The sequence below is a fragment of the Pseudomonas sp. AC242 genome (assembly GCF_979258655.1).
Window position 1 is genome coordinate 152,788 of record NZ_OZ409873.1, and the last position, 15,883, is coordinate 168,670.

Genomic DNA, 15,883 nt, shown 5'->3' on the forward strand with positions numbered 1-15,883 from the left:
TGTCATGAAATTAGCCATTGTTACGGCTTGCCCGAACGGCATGGTCACCAGTGTGCTGTGCGCGCGTTTGCTCGATGCGGCGGCGCAGCGTCAGGGCTGGAGCACCAGCGTTGAAGTGGTCGATGCGGCGCACCCCGAACGCGAATTGTCGGCGGCGACCATTGCAGCGGCCGAGTGGGTTTTGCTGGTCGCCACAGGCGCGGTCGACATGACGCGTTTTGTCGGTAAACGGGTTTTCCAGATTGCCCCGGCACAAGCGCTGCAGGATGTCGAAGCGGTGCTGCGTCGTGGAGCTGAAGAGGCTGAAGTTTACGTCGCCGGCGCTGCTGAACCGGTTGCTGATGCGCCGCGCGCGCCACGTCTCGTCGCCATCACCGCGTGCCCGACCGGTGTCGCCCACACCTTCATGGCGGCCGAAGCCCTACAGCAAACCGCCAAGCGTCTGGGTTACGAACTGCAGGTCGAAACCCAAGGCTCGGTGGGCGCGAAAACCCCGTTGAGTGCAGCGGCAATTGCCGACGCAGACGTGGTGTTGCTGGCAGCGGACATCGAAGTCGCCACCGAGCGTTTCGCCGGCAAGAAAATCTATCGTTGCGGCACCGGGATCGCCTTGAAGCAGTCCGAAGCCACACTGAAAAAAGCCTTGGCCGAAGGTGCGGTGGAAAGCGCGGCGGCTGACGGCAAAGCTCCGGCGAAGCAAGAGAAGACCGGCATCTACAAACACCTGCTGACCGGCGTGTCGTTCATGCTGCCGATGGTGGTGGCCGGCGGTTTGATGATCGCGCTGTCGTTTGTGTTCGGCATCACCGCGTTCAAGGAAGAAGGCACGCTGGCCGCTGCGTTGATGCAGATCGGTGGCGAGACCGCGTTCAAATTGATGGTGCCGCTGCTGGCCGGATACATCGCTTACTCGATCGCCGACCGTCCGGGCCTGGCGCCGGGGATGATTGGCGGCTTGCTCGCGAGTACGTTGGGTGCTGGTTTTATCGGTGGCATCGTCGCCGGTTTCATCGCCGGTTATGCGGCCAAGGCGATCAGTCGATATGTCGCCTTGCCGCAAAGTCTCGAAGCACTGAAACCGATTCTGATCATCCCGTTGTTCGCCAGTCTGTTCACCGGTCTGGTGATGATTTACGTGGTCGGCAAACCGGTCGCCGGCATGCTTGGGGCGCTCACGCATTTCCTCGACAGCATGGGCACCACCAACGCGATTCTGCTCGGTGTGTTGCTCGGCGGCATGATGTGCGTCGACCTCGGCGGGCCGATCAACAAAGCCGCGTATGCGTTCTCGGTAGGACTGTTGGCGTCGCAGAGTTATGCGCCGATGGCCGCGACCATGGCCGCGGGCATGGTGCCGCCAATCGGGCTTGGTATCGCCACGTTTATTGCGCGGCGCAAGTTCGCTCAGACTGAGCGCGAAGCCGGTAAAGCAGCGCTGGTGCTGGGGCTGTGCTTTATCTCCGAAGGGGCGATTCCGTTTGCCGCGAAAGATCCGTTGCGGGTGATTCCGGCGAGCATTGCCGGTGGTGCGCTGACCGGTGCGCTGTCGATGTATTTCGGCTGCAAACTAATGGCGCCGCACGGTGGCTTGTTTGTGTTGGCGATTCCGAATGCGATCAACCATGCGTTGTTGTATTTGCTGGCGATTGTCGCGGGGAGTTTGTTGACCGCTGTGGTCTATGCGACGGTCAAACGCCCGGAAGCCGTCGAGCTGGCGCTGGAACCCGCCAAGGCCTGACTGACACCGCAAACCCCTGTAGGAGTGAGCCTGCTCGCGATATCGGTCTGTCAGTGACATGAGTGTCGGCTGATACACCGCTATCGCGAGCAGGCTCACTCCTACAATTGGTTCTGCGGTGTGTCTGGTGTCATGTGTGTTTCATGATTGCGTGCTTAAGTTTTCCTTTTTTCAGGGAGAACACCATGAGCGATTTCAACCCCGGTCGACGGCGTGTCATGCAAGTCGTTGGTGCCGGTCTGCTGATGCCAAGCCTGGCGCCGGCGGTGATTGCCTCGGTCAAGGATCGCCCGCAGTTGACCGACGGCGTGCAGTCCGGCGACCTGCAAGGCGACCGCGCGATGATCTGGAGCCGCAGCGATCGCCCGGCGCATATGGTGGTCGAGTGGGACACTCGCAGCCAGTTTCGCCATCCCCGCCGAGTGGTCTCGGCGCTCGCCGATGCGCGCACAGATTTCACCGCTCGGGTCGAGCTCACCGGGCTGCCCGCCGATCAGGCGATTTTCTATCGCGTGTATTTCAAGGACGCCCGCACCGGCGTCGCCAGCGAACCATGGTTGGGTCATCTGCGCAGCGCTCCGATGGCGCGGCGCAATATTCGTTTCGTCTGGAGCGGTGACACCGTCGGCCAGGGCTTCGGCATCAACCCGGACATCGGCGGCATGCGCATCTATGAAGCCATGCGTCTGCGCCTGCCGGACTTCTTTATCCACAGCGGCGACACCATCTATGCCGACGGCCCCGTACCCGCGCAGCTCACGACTGAAAACGGTCGCATCTGGCGCAACCTCACCACCGAAGCCAAGAGCAAAGTCGCACAGACCCTCGACGATTATCGCGGCAACTACCGCTACAACCTGATGGACGAAAACATCCGTCGCTTCAACGCCGAAGTGCCGCAGATCTGGCAGTGGGACGACCATGAAGTGGTCAACAACTGGTCGCCGGGCAAGCAGCTCGACGAGCGCTATCAGGAGAAAGATATCCACACCCTGGTCGGGCGCGCACGCAAGGCGTGGCTGGAATACTCGCCGATGCGTTTGCAGGCTGCCGACGGCGGCGGGCGGATTTATCGCAAGATCAGTTACGGCCCGATGCTCGATGTGTTCGTGCTCGACATGCGCAGTTATCGCGGCGCCAATGACGACAACCTCGGCGCGGCGAAACCGTTCCTGGGGCGTGAGCAACTGAACTGGCTCAAGCGCGGTTTGAAGAAATCCAAAGCCCAGTGGAAGGTCATCGCCGCCGACATGCCGATCGGCCTTGGCGTGCCGGATGGCGAGGTCAGCCCGGGCGTCGCGCGTTGGGAAGCGGTGGCTAACGGTGATCCGGGACCGGCGCAGGGGCGCGAGGTGGAAATCGCCGAGTTGCTCGGCTATCTGCGTGCGCAGCAGGTGCGCAATTTTGTCTTCCTCACGGCAGATGTGCATTACTGCGCGGCCCATCACTATCACCCGGATCGCGCGGCGTTTCAGGATTTCGAGCCGTTCTGGGAGTTTGTCGCCGGGCCGTTGAATGCCGGGAGCTTTGGGCCTAATCCGCTGGATAAAACCTTTGGCCCGGAAGTGGTGTTCGAGAAGGCACCGCCAGCGCAGAACACTTCGCCGTTTGCCGGGTTTCAGTTTTTTGGCGAGGTGAATATTGAAGGGGGGAGTGGGGAGATGAGTGTGGTGTTGCGGGATTTGAATGGGGTGGCGGTTTTTGAGAAAAAATTGCAGCCCGCTTGAAGATCAAAAGCTAACCCTCACCCCAGCCCTCTCCCGGAGGGAGAGGGAGCCGATCGAGGTGTCTGAAGAGGTACGTCGACCTGAAAGACCGAGTTGATTATGAGATCAGCACAAAGCCTTTCTCGATTATGGATTCGGTGAGGGACGTTCAGGTCGGCGTATTGCGTGAATCTCCCCCAATCAGTCCCCTCTCCCTCCGGGAGAGGGTTAGGGTGAGGGGCTCTTTAATAGACATCACGCCGATATCGACCCTGCTCAATCAACCGCTCCACTTCGGCGCTGCCGAGGATATCGTTGAGCACTTGATCAACCCCCGAAGCCATCCCCTGCAAGCTGCCACAGATATAAATAACCGCCCCCTCCGCCAGCCATCTCTTCAGCTCATCAGCCGATTCACGCAAACGATCCTGCACATAAACCTTCTCCACCTGATCCCGCGAAAACGCCAGATCCAGCCGTTCCAGATCGCCATTGATCAACCACTCTTCCAGCTCCGCGCGGCAGAGGAAATCATGTTCGCGATTACGCTCGCCAAACAGCAACCACTGGCGCTGTTGACCATCGGCAATCCGCGCCTTGAGCAAGCTGCGCAACCCGGCCAGACCGGTGCCGTTGCCCAGCAGAATCATCGGCACGGGTTCGTTCGGCAGATGGAAACCACTGTTGCGCCGCACCCGCAAACTGATGCTGCCGCCCACCGGCGCATGCTCGGTCAGCCAACCGGAACCGATGCCAAGGGTGCCATCGGCATGCTGTTCCTGACGCACGATCAACTCCAGCACACCGTCGGCGGCAATCGAGGCGATCGAGTATTCGCGCATGGCCAGCGGCACCATCGCATCGACCAGCGATTGCGCATGCAAACCCACCAGATGTGCGCGGTGCTCGGGCAATTGCCGCGACGCCAGCGCGACTTCCAGAGGTTCGTCGAGGCCGTTGATTTTTACTGTGGTCTCGCCACGAATGCCGAGGCCGTCGAGGAAGTGTTCGATGGCCCACGGGCAGTTGCGTGGCAGTACTTCGACCAGGTCGCCGGCCAGCCAACTGCTGGTGTTCGGTGCGCTCAGGCCCAACAAGTAAACCGGCGCACCGCTGCTGTCCGGGTTCAACAGTTCGCGGCGTGTCAGCGTCCAGTTGTCGTAGTTCGGCGCTTGCCAGGTATCGATGGGGGCTTGCCCGGTGAGCAGGCCGAGTTGGGTTTGCCAATGGCGCAGCGCGTACGGGTCGCCACTGTCGACTTCCACCGGCGCGAACAGGGTCTTGCCGCCGTGCTCGCTCAGCCACTGATGCAGTCGCTTGGCGAAGCCGCAGAAGTGCTGATACTGACGATCACCGAGGCCGAGCACCGAGTAATTCAGGCTATCGAGCGTTGCCGCCTTGCCCAGCACTTTGCGCTCGAACCCGCGCGCGCTGTCCGGTGCTTCGCCGTCGCCAAACGTGCTGACCACAAACAGCGCGTTGTTCGATTCACGCAAATCCTGCTCGCTGACATTCGCCAGCGGCTGTACCTTCACCGGCAATCCGGCGGCCTGCAATTGCCCGGCGGTCTGCCACGCCAGTTGCTCGGCAAAACCGCTCTGGCTGGCGAAGCCGATCAGCCAGGCCGACGCATCGCCCGCCGGTTGAGCGAGACATTTGCGCGCATCCTTGATCTGCTTTTTCTTGCGTCGACGATCGAGGTACAGCAGCCATCCGGTAATGAAAAACAGCGGCATGCACACCGCCGCGAGCGTGATGATGATCCGCCCGACCAGACCGAAATAACTGCCGACGTGCAGCGCATAAATGCTGGTCAACAGTTGCGCCTTGAAGCTCTTGTCGGCGTAGCGGTCGAGGCGTTTGACGATGCCGGTGGCCGGGTCGAGGGTGATCTGGTTCAGCGCGCGATCATGCGGCGAGCTGTCAAGCAGGTAGAACACCGTTGCCGGTTGGCCCGCGACGGCCGGCATACGGATGTTGTAGGCGGCCAGACCCGGGCCGGCAGCGCTGTAGATGCTGCTCCACATCGCTGCGTAATCGGCGGTCGGTGCCGGGCCTTCCGGCGCCGGGCCGCGACCACCGCGCACGCGCTCGTTTTGCGGCGCGTCGGAGAGCAATTTGGTCAGGCCTTTGTTGTACCACTCATACGACCAGGACAACCCGGTCAACGCCAGCAGCAGATAGACCAGCAGACACCACGTGCCGGCCACCGAGTGCAGATCCCAGTTGAAGGCGCGACCTTTTTCTTCCCGTCCAGCGTCAGCCACACGCGCCAGCTGTTCCATTGACGCGGCCAGCGCAGGTACAGGCCGGAGAGGCAGAAGAACAGCAGGATCAGCGTGCAGGCGCCGGTGATGTTGCGACCGGTGTCGCCCATGGCGAGGAAGCGATGCAGTTGCAGCATCAGGCCGAAGAAATCCTGGCCGACGGCATCGCCCATGAAGTCGGCGGTGTACGGATCGAAATAGCGCATCTCACCGCGACGTTCACCCTTGGGCGGGGTGAAGAAGACTTTCGCCGCGTTGCCGCTGTCGGTTTCGACCCAGAGCATCGAAACCTTTTTGCCCGACGTGGCTTCGATGCGCTCGACCAGTTCGACGGGCGGCAGCACGCCGGCGACTTGTTTTTCCACCTGCAGAACGGAAGGATTCAGCGCCCGCAGGATTTCGTCCTGAAACGAATAGGCCGCGCCGGTGATGCCCATCAACGCCAGCACGAGGCCTGCGGTGATGCCAAAAAACCAGTGCAACTGGAACAGGGTTTTCTTCAACACGTCACTCGCCGTCCATTCGGAAATTGTCTTCACGGCGCGCATTATGCCGTGGGTTATCGAGAAGCGTTCTTTCTTACGCACAAAAGCCCCGTTCAATTGAATGAACGGGGCCCGCTGTTTTTTGTAGGAGTTGCCGAAGGCTGCGATCTTTTGATTTTTTTTCAGAATCAAAAGCAAGATCAACAGATCGCAGCGTGCCGCAGCTCCTACAGGGTCAGAAGTGGAAGTTGGTGCTCAACAATGCCGTACGGCCCGCCGCCTGGTTGGCGAAGTGGGTCGAGAAGGCTTTGTCGTAGTAGGTTTCGTTGGTCAGGTTCTGCACGTTGAGTTGCAGGTCGACGTTCTTGGTCAGCTTGTAAGCCGCCATCGCGTCGTAGCGAACATACGAGTCAACCATGGTGGTGTTGGCCACGCTGCCGTACACGTCGTCGACGTAGAACGCACCGCCACCGATAGTGAGCTTCGGCGTGACCTGGTAAGTGGTCCACAGGCTGGCGCTGTTTTTCGGCGTGTTAGGCAGCTCGTTGCCATCGTTGGCCCGGCCCAGTGGACCGCCATCGACTTGTTCGCTGTCCATGAAGGCGTAACCGGCGAACACTTGCCACTTGTCGGTGATCTTGCCGCTGGCCGACAGCTCGACACCTTGCACACGGGTCTTGCCGGCGTTTTCGTACGAGGTGGTGTCGACTTGCACACGAGCGTTTTCTTTCTCGGTGCGGAAGATGTCAGCGGTCAGCGACAAGCGATCGTTGAGCAGATCCCACTTGGTGCCGATTTCATAGTTCTTGGTGGTTTCCGGCTCCATGTCGCTGCTCAGCAGGTTGCCGCTGCGATCCGGGGTGCCGCCCAACGGGTTGCCTTCCTGACCTTCGCCCAAGGTGTTGCCCGGTGGCGTGGCCGAGGTGGCGTAGGAAGCGTAGATGCTGCCGTTTTCCGCAGGCTTGTAGACGACGCCGAACTGACCGGTGACGAACTCGCTGGTGTCATCGCCCTTGGACGTGGTGGTGCCAGCGGCGTTGTAGGTCTTGTAGTCGGTGTCGAAGTGGTCGTAACGCAGGCCCATGTTCACCAGCCACTGCTCGTTCAGCTCCAGGGTGTCGAACACATACAGCGCGTAGGTGTTGGCCTGGGTGTCGGTGCCGGCGTAGTTGCGCGAGATTGCGCCGTTCCACGGATCGTTCGGGTTCGGGTTCGACAGCGAGGTGCAGTTGTAGCCACTGGCTGCGCCGATCAGGCCCGGGTTGCAGTTAGTGGTCACTGCGCTGGTGCGCGGCGTGGTGTCGGTGTTGACGTTATACGAAGACTTCTGGCTTTCCTCACGGGTGTACTCGACGCCGGTGGAGAAGCTGTTCTTGAAGCCGGCGACGTAGAAATTGCCGAACAGGTCAGTCTGGTTGGTGGTGGTTTCGGTGTTGCTCACCCGCGTATTGGCACGACGCCAGAGGCTGCCATTGTTGACGTTGCCCTTGCTGTCGTCCGGCTGGGTCAGGATGTAATCCTGCATGCTGGTGCCGTGGCGCAGGGTGTTCTTGATCGTCAGCGAATCGCTCAGGTCATGCTCGATGGCGAAGGTCGCAGTGTCGGTGCGGCCCTTGCGGAAGTCGCGATCCAGACCGTAGAAATTGCTGTGGTCACCGCCGGCGTACGGCTTGTCCGGATTGGACTTGGTGCGTGCAGCGGAGCCGCCAGCAGGAATGGTGTACGGCACGCCCGAATCCGGGGTGTCGTTGCTTTCGAGATGGTAGTAGTCGAGGTTGACGCGGGTGTCGGTGCCCAGGCCAAAGGCCAGGGACGGGGCGATGCCCCAGCGGTCGTAATCGACTTTGTCGCGACCGGCGACGTTGCTCTCGTGGCTCATCAGGTTCAGACGGCCGGCGGCGGTGTCGCTGAACTGGTAATTGCCGTCGAGGGTGTAACGCTGGGTCTGATCGGAACCCCAGGTGAAACCACCATCGAACGAGTTGCCCAGGTGGGCTTTCTTGCTCACCAGGTTGATGCTGCCGCCTGCCGCGCCGCGACCGCCGATGGCAGAGTTCGGGCCCTTACTGACTTCAATGTTTTCCACGGCGAAGATCTCGCGGCTCTGCGAACCGGTGTCGCGCACGCCGTCGAGGTAGGTGTCGCCCTGCGCGTCGAAACCACGAATGAACGGACGGTCGCCCTGTGGGTTGCCGCCTTCACCGGCGCCGAAGGTGATGCCCGGCACGGTGCGCAGCGCGTCCTGCATATTCAGGGCGCCAGTGTCTTTGAGCACTTGTTGCGGAATAACGGTGACCGAGCGCGGCGTGTCGACCAGCGGCGCGGTGTACTTGGGCGAGGAGGCTTTTTCGACCTGGTAGGACGTCGAGTCCTGGGCTTCGCCGGTGATGGCGGTGGCGTCCAGGGCGATGGCATTGCCGGCGGCTTTGCTGTCGGTTTTTTCCGCGGCGAAGACCATCTGGCCAGCGGAGCCGGCGGTGATTGCCACACCGATTGCAGAGGCGAGCAGACGTGGTGAACTGACCGGTAATTGTGCGTATTGACGTGCCATTTTTATTCCCCTCCCCAAGGATTTGAGGCGGCGGAATATAGGGTAAACAGGTATTCGTATCAATTGCGAAACATTGTTATTCGCACTGAATTTACATTCTTTACAATTTAACCTTACGGTTTTTGCCAGTTCATTCGTCTCTCGGGTTTTACAGAGACAATAAGAATCAATACCATTGCCGCCTCTTTGCCATCAGGTGTCATTGCCATGCTGTTGCACATCCCCGGGCTGTTCGCGAAAGACGAAGTGCAGCGCATCCGCGAGGCACTGGAGCAGGCCGATTGGGCCGATGGCAAGATCACCGCCGGCTTTCAATCGGCCAAGGCCAAGCACAATCTGCAACTGCCAGAAGGTCATCCGCTGGCCAAGGAAATCGGCGCGGCAATGCTTGAACGGCTGTGGAAAAACCCGCTGTTCATGTCCGCCGCGCTGCCGCACAAAGTCTTCCCGCCGTTAGTGAACTGTTACACGGCCGGTGGCAGCTTCGATTTCCACATCGACAACGCCGTGCGCCAGCCCAAGGGCAGCATCGAGCGCGTGCGCACCGATCTGTCGGCGACGTTGTTTTTCAGCGAGCCTGCGGATTACGACGGCGGCGAGCTGGAAATCCAGGACACCTATGGCACCCAGCGGGTGAAGTTGCCGGCCGGCGACATGGTCTTGTACCCGGGCACCAGCCTGCACAAGGTCAATGCGGTCACGCGGGGTGCTCGCTATGCATCGTTCTTCTGGACCCAAAGCCTGGTGCGTGAGGACAGCCAGCGCGCGTTGCTGTTCGAGATGGACGGGGCGATTCAGCAACTGACTCAAGACCTGCCTGATCACCCTTCGCTGATCCGCCTCACCGGCACCTATCACAACTTGCTGCGGCGCTGGGTCGAGGTATGAGTTTCCAGCTGCGCCGCGAGGAAGTCCTCGACGGCGAACAACTCAGCGTCATGCTCGGCGAAAGTCCGGCCCGTGCTGCGCAGGCGATTTTGCTGGCGGCGGGGGAGGGCGAAGTTGAAGCGCAGGCGTTGCTCGGACAAATCCTGCTCGACGGCCAAGGCATCGCCCAGGATCAAGCGCTGGCGCTGCGCTGGTTCGGCATCGCCGCCGGGCGCGGGCATCTGATGGCGCGCAATATGCTCGGGCGTTGTCATGAGCATGGTTGGGGCATTGCTGCGGATGCGTCGGTTGCTGCGCAGCATTACCGGATCGCAGCGGAGGCGGGGCTGGATTGGGCGATGTACAACCTCGCCAATCTGCTGGCGACCGGGCGGGGAGTGGCGGTGGATCATCAACAGGCGCTGGCGCTGTATCGGCGCGCGGCTGAATTGGGCCATGCGAAGTCGATGAATCTGCTGGGGCGGTATCTGGAGGAAGGGCAGGTGTGCCCGGCGGATCCGGTTGCGGCGCGCGATTGGTATCGGCGTTCGGCCGAGGGTGGGGATTTTCGTGGGCAGTTCAGTTTCGCTGCAGTTTTAGCGGATGAGGGGCGGATTGATGAAGCGGTTGTTTGGCTTGAGAAAGCATTGGCCGGCGGCAATCTGAATTTTCTGCGGGTGGCGAGTCAGACGCTGGCGAGTGCTGTAGATCCGAAGATTCAGGCGTTGGCTGAGCGGTATGCGCTTCGGTGCCAAGAGCCCTCACCCTAACCCTCTCCCAGAGGGAGAGGGGACTGACCGAGTTGGATGTTCCGGATACACCGACCTGAGATATCCGGTCGAACTCAGCTTTTGAAAGGCCCCCGATCTACTCCCTTTCCCCCTCGCCCCCTTGGGGGAGAGGGCTGGGGTGAGGGGGATAGATCGAAAGCACACCACAAATCTCAAAGCCAGACACAAAAAAGCCCATGACACGTCATGGGCTTTTCACTTGCAGCTAGCAGCTTGAAACTCGCAGCTGCGCTTACACGTAAAACGATTTCAACGGCGGAAAGCCATTGAACTCAACCGCGCTGTAACTGGTGGTGTACGCCCCGGTCGACAGCCAGTACAGACGATCACCGATCGCCAGGTTCAACGGCAGACCGTATTTGTAGTTCTCGTACATGATGTCAGCGCTGTCGCAGGTCGGGCCGGCGATGACGACTTCTTCCATCTCGCCTTTCTTCTCGGTCCAGATCGGGAACTTGATCGCTTCGTCCATGGTTTCAATCAGGCCGGAGAATTTGCCCACATCGGTATAAACCCAACGTTCAACAGCGGTGCGCGACTTGCGTGCAACCAGCACCACTTCGCTGACCAGAATCCCGGCGTTGGCGATCAGCGAACGGCCCGGCTCGAGAATGATTTCCGGCAGGTCATCACCGAAGTCTTCCTTGAGGAAACGGATGATTTCTTCGGCGTAGGTTTCCAGGCTGTTGGTGCGGGTGATGTAGTTGGCCGGGAAGCCACCGCCCATGTTGATCAGCTTCAGGTGAATGCCGTCTTCTTCTTTCAGGCGCTCGAAGATCACTTTGACCTTGGCGATCGCCGCGTCCCAGACGCTGATGTCGCGTTGCTGCGAACCGACGTGGAAGGAGATGCCGTAAGGCACCAGGCCGAGGTCGCGAGCGAGGATCAGCAGGTCCATGGCCATGTCGGTCTGGCAGCCGAATTTGCGCGACAGTGGCCAGTCAGCCGTGGTCGAGCCTTCGGTGAGGATGCGCACATAGACTTTCGAACCCGGGGCAGCCTTGGCGATGTTGCGCAGGTCGGCTTCGGAGTCGGTGGAGAACAGACGCACGCCCTTCTCGTAGAAGTAGCGGATGTCCTTGGATTTCTTGATGGTGTTGCCGTAGCTGATGCGGTCCGGGCTGACGCCACGATCCATCACCTTGTCCAGCTCATAGATCGAGGCGATGTCGAAGCTCGAACCTTTCTCTTTGAGCAGGTCGATGATCTCGACGGCCGGGTTGGCCTTGACCGCGTAGTAGACCTTGGCGAATTCGAAACCGGCGCGCAGGTCATCGTAGGCCTGGGCGATCATCGCGGTGTCGATCACCACGAACGGGGTTTCCTGTTTGTCGGCGAACGCCTTCATTTTGTCGAATGTAGCGCGCGCGAAATAGTCTTCGACCTGGATCGACATGCTGGGAACTCCTACTGGCAAACTGAAATTAACAATGGGTGCAAATGAACGTCCTCCGTATCCCCACTTTGGTTCGCCTACTTCCCAAGGCATGTCGCCGAAAGCAAAAAGGCCATGTGATGTGCAGCTTTCCCTTGGCCTTGCTGTCTCGTCGTCAGTACTTGAGCCGGATGGATCGTTTCCAGCATGGACGTTCGGCGCGAACTTTAGGGCGTGAGGGGCGTGAGATCAACTAAAAATGTCGCGTTTTTGCACGCTTCTGACGTGCGTCGCGTTCATCACTCTTTGTAGCCGACCGAGATGACGGGCAGATGTTCCCCGAGAATTTTCCAGTGTTAAAAATACCTGCACGTTCGCGGATTTTGTCGGCGAATTCGCGGGTAAGTGTGATGGGCGCAACATCGGCGACGATGGCCGCGAGAGATGGGGGTGAGGGGGATTTTGGCTGTTTGGACGGCTGTCCAGCGCATGCTGTCTGGTTCTCAGGTGTTGAGATTCTTTTCCGCCTTGTGAATGACTTGGTAACACCCCCGGTCCAGTAGGAGTGAGCCTGCTCGCGATGACTTTTTTCAGCCGACATCTTCATTGACTGATATTGCGCTATCGCGAGCAGGCTCACTCCTACAGGGTTTTGTGTTTTTACCGGTTAATCAGGCGACCACCGCCTCAGCCGGCGAGACAATACTGGTCTTCATCCCACGTGAACGCCCCGAACTCAGATAAGCCGCAATCGACTCCTGCGTCACCTCACCGAGGAACACCCGTTCGGCATCCATCACTGGCAGCCACGAACGATTGAACTCGTACATGCGTGACAGCAGGATGCGCAAATGTTCGTCGTACGCTGCCGTGGCATTGAACTCGCGCAGGAACTGCGCGCAGGTGCCGGTCTGACGGTGCAGATCACGACGGCGCACATAACCCAGCGCCTTGTTCTCGGCACAGGTGACCACCACGTAGCGACGGTCATGCTCGTCCATCAATTCCAGCGCATCAGCCACCGGCGTCTCCGGGCTCACCGACGGCGCGTTGTCCGCCGCATCTTCTGCCTTCACCAGCAACAGACGCTTGAGCGTGCTGTCCTGGCCGACGAAGTTGCTGACAAAGTCGTCCGCCGGGTGCGCGAGCAGCGTGTCCGGGTGATCGATCTGCAGCAGTTTGCCGGCGCGGAAGATCGCGATCTTGTCGCCGAGTTTGATCGCTTCGTCGATGTCGTGGCTGACCATGATCACAGTCTTGTTCAGCGCGCGCTGCATCTCGAAGAACTCGTTCTGGATCATCTCGCGGTTGATCGGGTCGACCGCACCGAACGGCTCATCCATCAACAGCAACGGTGCATCAGCGGCCAGTGCGCGGATCACGCCGATGCGCTGTTGCTGGCCACCGGACAGTTCACGCGGGTAGCGATGCAGATATTGCTTGGGCTCCAGCTTGATCATGCTCATCAACTCGCGGGCGCGGTCGTGGCATTTCTGTTTGTCCCAGCCGAGCAGTTTCGGCACGACAACGATGTTCTCTTCGATGGTCATGTTCGGGAACAGGCCGATCTGCTGGATCACGTAACCGATGTTACGGCGCAGGGTCACTTCGTCGAGGTCGGTGGTGTCTTCGCCGTTGATGAGGATCTTGCCCGAGGTCGGTTTGATCAGGCGATTGATCATCTTCAGCGTGGTGCTTTTACCGCAACCCGATGGCCCGAGGAACACACAGATTTCGCCTTCATTGACGGTCAGGCTTACCGAGTCGACGGCTTTGACGTCTTTGCCGTTGCTTTGGAAAGTTTTGCTGAGGTTTTGAAGTTCGATCATTTGAGCAGTCCTTTTGGAGTCAACGAGCGTTGCAGCCATTGGAGAAACAGGTCAGCGAAAATGGCCAGAAGACTGACCAGCAGTGCGCCGACGATGAGCATCGACATGTCACTGCGGCTGATGGAAGCGAGGATCAACACACCGAGGCCGCCGGCGCCGATGGTCGCGGCGATGGTCATCACGCCGATGTTCATCACCACGGCGGTACGCACGCCGGCGAGGATCACCGGCACGGCGATCGGCAACTCGACCATGCGCAGACGCTGGCCGAAGGTCATGCCGATGCCGCGCGCGGCTTCACGGATGCCCGGTTCCACGCCAGTGAGGGCGAGGTAGGTGTTGCGCATGATCGGCAACAGTGAATAAAGGAACACGGCGGTGATCGCCGGCATCGGGCCGAGGCCCTGGCCGAACTTGGAGTAGAACGGCAGCAGCAAACCGAACAGGGCAATCGACGGCACCGTCAGCAGCACCGTGGCGCTGGCTTGCAATGGGCCGGCGAGAGTCGGAAACCGCGTCATCAGAATGCCCAACGGCACGCCAACGACAATCGCCAGGGTCACGGCAATGCCGACGAGGGTGATGTGCTGCCAGGTCAGGTGCATCACCTGCTGCCAGTCGAGGTGGGAAAAGGCGTTCAGAAATTCCATGACTTTTCCTCCTTAGTTAAGTGGGTGCTGGCGCAGGAAATCGGCGGCCACTTTCGAAGGGCTTTCGTGATCGACGTCGACCCGCGCGTTGAGCTGGCGCATGGTTTCGTCGTCGAACAGTTCGGCCAGCGGCTTGAGTTGCTCGGCCAATTGCGGGTGCGCGTCGAGGTAGGCCTGACGCACTACCGGCGCGGCGGTGTAGTCGGGGAAGTAGTGCTTGTCGTCTTCCAGCAGTTTCAGGCCGAAGGCGTTGAGGCGACCGTCGGTGGTGTAGACCAGACCGGCAAACACCTGGCCGTTGCGCAACGCGGTGTAGACCAGGCCCGCGTCCATCTGGCGGATATTTTTGCGGGTCAGGTTCATGCCGTAGAGATCGACCATGCCGATCAGACCGTCGGAGCGGTTGGCAAACTCGGTATCCAAAGCCACCAAGTGATTGGTCTTGGCCTCGGCGCGCAGCACGTCGTTCAACTGGCTGATGTTGTTGATCTGCGGATATTCCTCGGCGACCTTTTTAGGGAGGGCGAGGGCATAGGTGTTGCTGAATTTCGACGGGGTCAGCCAGACCAGACCTTTTTTCGCGTCGAGTTCTTTCACCCGGGCGTAGGACTGGGCGCTGTCGAGTTTTTCCGTGACATGGTTGTAAGCCACCAGCGACACGCCGGTATATTCCCAGAGCATGTCCAACTGCCCGCTTTCGTGGGCGCTGCGGGCGAGGTTGCTGCCCAGGCCACCGGTGATCTGCGCGTCGTAGCCTTTGCTGCGCAGGTACTGCGCGGTGATTTCCGCGAGCAGGGTCTGCTCGGTAAATACTCGTGCGCCGAGGCGGATAACCGGTTTTTCAGCGGCTTGGGCGACGCCTGCGAACAGCAGGATACAGCCCAGAATCAAGCTCAATCGTTTCATAGGTATTCCTTCACAAAGCCTTAAGACGGGCGCAAACCGCGTTCCAGCCAGAGACGGCTGGCGAGGGTGACGACGCCATCGAGCAGCAAGGCCAGCAGCGCGGTGCACGCGGCGCCGAGCAGCAGTTGCGGCTGATTGTTCAGGGCGATGCCAGGGAAGATCAGGCTGCCGAGGCTGTTGGCACCGATCAGGAACGCCAGCGGCGCGGTGCCGACGTTGATTGCCAAAGCCACGCGCACACCACCGACAATGATCGGCACAGCGTTGGGCAATTCGACTTTCCACAGCACCTGGCGCGGGGTCATGCCGATGCCGACGGCCGCCTCTTTCAGCGAGCCCTGGACATTTTTCAGGCCTTCGTAGGTGTTGCGCACAATCGGCAACAAGGAAGCGAGGAACAACGCGAAGATCGCCGGGCCACTGCCGATGCCGAGGACGCCCAGGGCAATCGCGAGCACGGCCAGCGGAGGCACGGTGTTACCGATATTGAAGATCTGCATGAAGCGTTCAGCGCGGCCGACCATGGTCGGGCGACTGAGGAAGATGCCGGCGGGGATGCCCACGACCAGGGCGGCCAGCATTGAAGCGAGGACGAGAATCAGATGAGCTTGCAGGTAAAACAACAAATCGTCGCGGTAGTGTTCGATCGTGTTGATGCCGATCCAGTGGACCAGCAGGGCCAGGAGCGCGATCACCACCGCACCTCCCATCAGCCCTT

The 15,883-nt window shown here is 60.2% G+C and carries 10 protein-coding genes and 1 pseudogene; 4 read left to right on the forward strand and 7 right to left on the reverse strand.

Annotation, left to right across the window (positions count from 1 at the left end; all coding sequences use genetic code 11):
* Positions 1-4: 4 nt before the first annotated feature.
* Together ACZZ0A_RS00620 and ACZZ0A_RS00625 are read left to right on the forward strand one after the other, a co-directional pair.
* Positions 5-1,738, forward strand: a complete 1,734-nt coding sequence (locus ACZZ0A_RS00620; protein WP_095114226.1) for a PTS fructose-like transporter subunit IIB — start codon at positions 5-7, stop codon at positions 1,736-1,738.
* 185 nt (positions 1,739-1,923) lie between these two features.
* Positions 1,924-3,465: an alkaline phosphatase D family protein gene (locus ACZZ0A_RS00625; protein ID WP_463542388.1), complete on the forward strand. Its 1,542-nt coding sequence runs from the start codon at positions 1,924-1,926 to the stop codon at positions 3,463-3,465.
* A gap of 224 nt (positions 3,466-3,689) precedes the next feature.
* Here ACZZ0A_RS00625 and ACZZ0A_RS00630 read toward each other — a convergent pair.
* Positions 3,690-6,217: pseudogene (locus ACZZ0A_RS00630) on the reverse strand (PepSY domain-containing protein).
* A 214-nt stretch (positions 6,218-6,431) separates the two neighbouring features.
* Positions 6,432-8,747: a TonB-dependent receptor gene (locus ACZZ0A_RS00635; RefSeq protein WP_463542389.1), complete on the reverse strand. Its 2,316-nt coding sequence runs from the start codon at positions 8,745-8,747 to the stop codon at positions 6,432-6,434.
* Between the two features lie 207 nt (positions 8,748-8,954).
* On the opposite strand from ACZZ0A_RS00635, the gene ACZZ0A_RS00640 reads away from it, so the two are divergent.
* Together ACZZ0A_RS00640 and ACZZ0A_RS00645 are read left to right on the forward strand one after the other, a co-directional pair.
* A complete protein-coding gene (locus ACZZ0A_RS00640) occupies positions 8,955-9,635 on the forward strand; it encodes a Fe2+-dependent dioxygenase (protein ID WP_007915302.1) in 681 nt (226 codons plus the stop codon).
* Positions 9,632-10,384, forward strand: a complete 753-nt coding sequence (locus ACZZ0A_RS00645) for a tetratricopeptide repeat protein (RefSeq protein ID WP_463542390.1) — start codon at positions 9,632-9,634, stop codon at positions 10,382-10,384. Before ACZZ0A_RS00640 ends, ACZZ0A_RS00645 begins: the two co-directional genes overlap by 4 nt.
* 253 nt (positions 10,385-10,637) lie before the next feature.
* Here ACZZ0A_RS00645 and ACZZ0A_RS00650 read toward each other — a convergent pair whose 3' ends face one another.
* From ACZZ0A_RS00650 to ACZZ0A_RS00670, 5 genes are all read right to left on the reverse strand, one after another.
* Complete coding sequence (locus ACZZ0A_RS00650) at positions 10,638-11,801, reverse strand: type III PLP-dependent enzyme (protein ID WP_007915304.1); 1,164 nt, start codon at positions 11,799-11,801, stop codon at positions 10,638-10,640.
* A 650-nt stretch (positions 11,802-12,451) separates the two neighbouring features.
* On the reverse strand, positions 12,452-13,609 hold the full coding sequence (locus ACZZ0A_RS00655; RefSeq protein WP_034154441.1) for an osmoprotectant ABC transporter ATP-binding protein OsmV: 1,158 nt from the start codon (positions 13,607-13,609) through the stop codon (positions 12,452-12,454).
* Positions 13,606-14,259 carry an ABC transporter permease gene (locus ACZZ0A_RS00660; protein ID WP_007915307.1) on the reverse strand — a complete coding sequence of 218 codons (654 nt, stop codon included), beginning with the start codon at positions 14,257-14,259 and terminating at the stop codon, positions 13,606-13,608. Before ACZZ0A_RS00660 ends, ACZZ0A_RS00655 begins: the two co-directional genes overlap by 4 nt.
* A gap of 12 nt (positions 14,260-14,271) precedes the next feature.
* Positions 14,272-15,165, reverse strand: a complete 894-nt coding sequence (locus tag ACZZ0A_RS00665) for a glycine betaine ABC transporter substrate-binding protein (RefSeq protein ID WP_463542391.1) — start codon at positions 15,163-15,165, stop codon at positions 14,272-14,274.
* A gap of 20 nt (positions 15,166-15,185) precedes the next feature.
* Positions 15,186-15,875 carry an ABC transporter permease gene (locus tag ACZZ0A_RS00670; RefSeq protein WP_169844036.1) on the reverse strand — a complete coding sequence of 230 codons (690 nt, stop codon included), beginning with the start codon at positions 15,873-15,875 and terminating at the stop codon, positions 15,186-15,188.
* Positions 15,876-15,883: the final 8 nt, after the last annotated feature.

Excerpts from the sequence above, each read along its gene's own strand:
- ACZZ0A_RS00655 (WP_034154441.1), bottom strand. The coding sequence starts at position 13,609 with ATGATCGAACTTCAAAACCTCAGCAAAACTTTCCAAAGCAACGGCAAA.
- ACZZ0A_RS00625 (WP_463542388.1), top strand. The coding sequence starts at position 1,924 with ATGAGCGATTTCAACCCCGGTCGACGGCGTGTCATGCAAGTCGTTGGT.
- ACZZ0A_RS00645 (WP_463542390.1), top strand. The coding sequence starts at position 9,632 with ATGAGTTTCCAGCTGCGCCGCGAGGAAGTCCTCGACGGCGAACAACTC.
- ACZZ0A_RS00635 (WP_463542389.1), bottom strand. The coding sequence starts at position 8,747 with ATGGCACGTCAATACGCACAATTACCGGTCAGTTCACCACGTCTGCTC.
- ACZZ0A_RS00620 (WP_095114226.1), top strand. The coding sequence starts at position 5 with ATGAAATTAGCCATTGTTACGGCTTGCCCGAACGGCATGGTCACCAGT.
- ACZZ0A_RS00650 (WP_007915304.1), bottom strand. The coding sequence starts at position 11,801 with ATGTCGATCCAGGTCGAAGACTATTTCGCGCGCGCTACATTCGACAAA.
- ACZZ0A_RS00670 (WP_169844036.1), bottom strand. The coding sequence starts at position 15,875 with ATGGGAGGTGCGGTGGTGATCGCGCTCCTGGCCCTGCTGGTCCACTGG.
- ACZZ0A_RS00665 (WP_463542391.1), bottom strand. The coding sequence starts at position 15,165 with ATGAAACGATTGAGCTTGATTCTGGGCTGTATCCTGCTGTTCGCAGGC.
- ACZZ0A_RS00660 (WP_007915307.1), bottom strand. The coding sequence starts at position 14,259 with ATGGAATTTCTGAACGCCTTTTCCCACCTCGACTGGCAGCAGGTGATG.
- ACZZ0A_RS00640 (WP_007915302.1), top strand. The coding sequence starts at position 8,955 with ATGCTGTTGCACATCCCCGGGCTGTTCGCGAAAGACGAAGTGCAGCGC.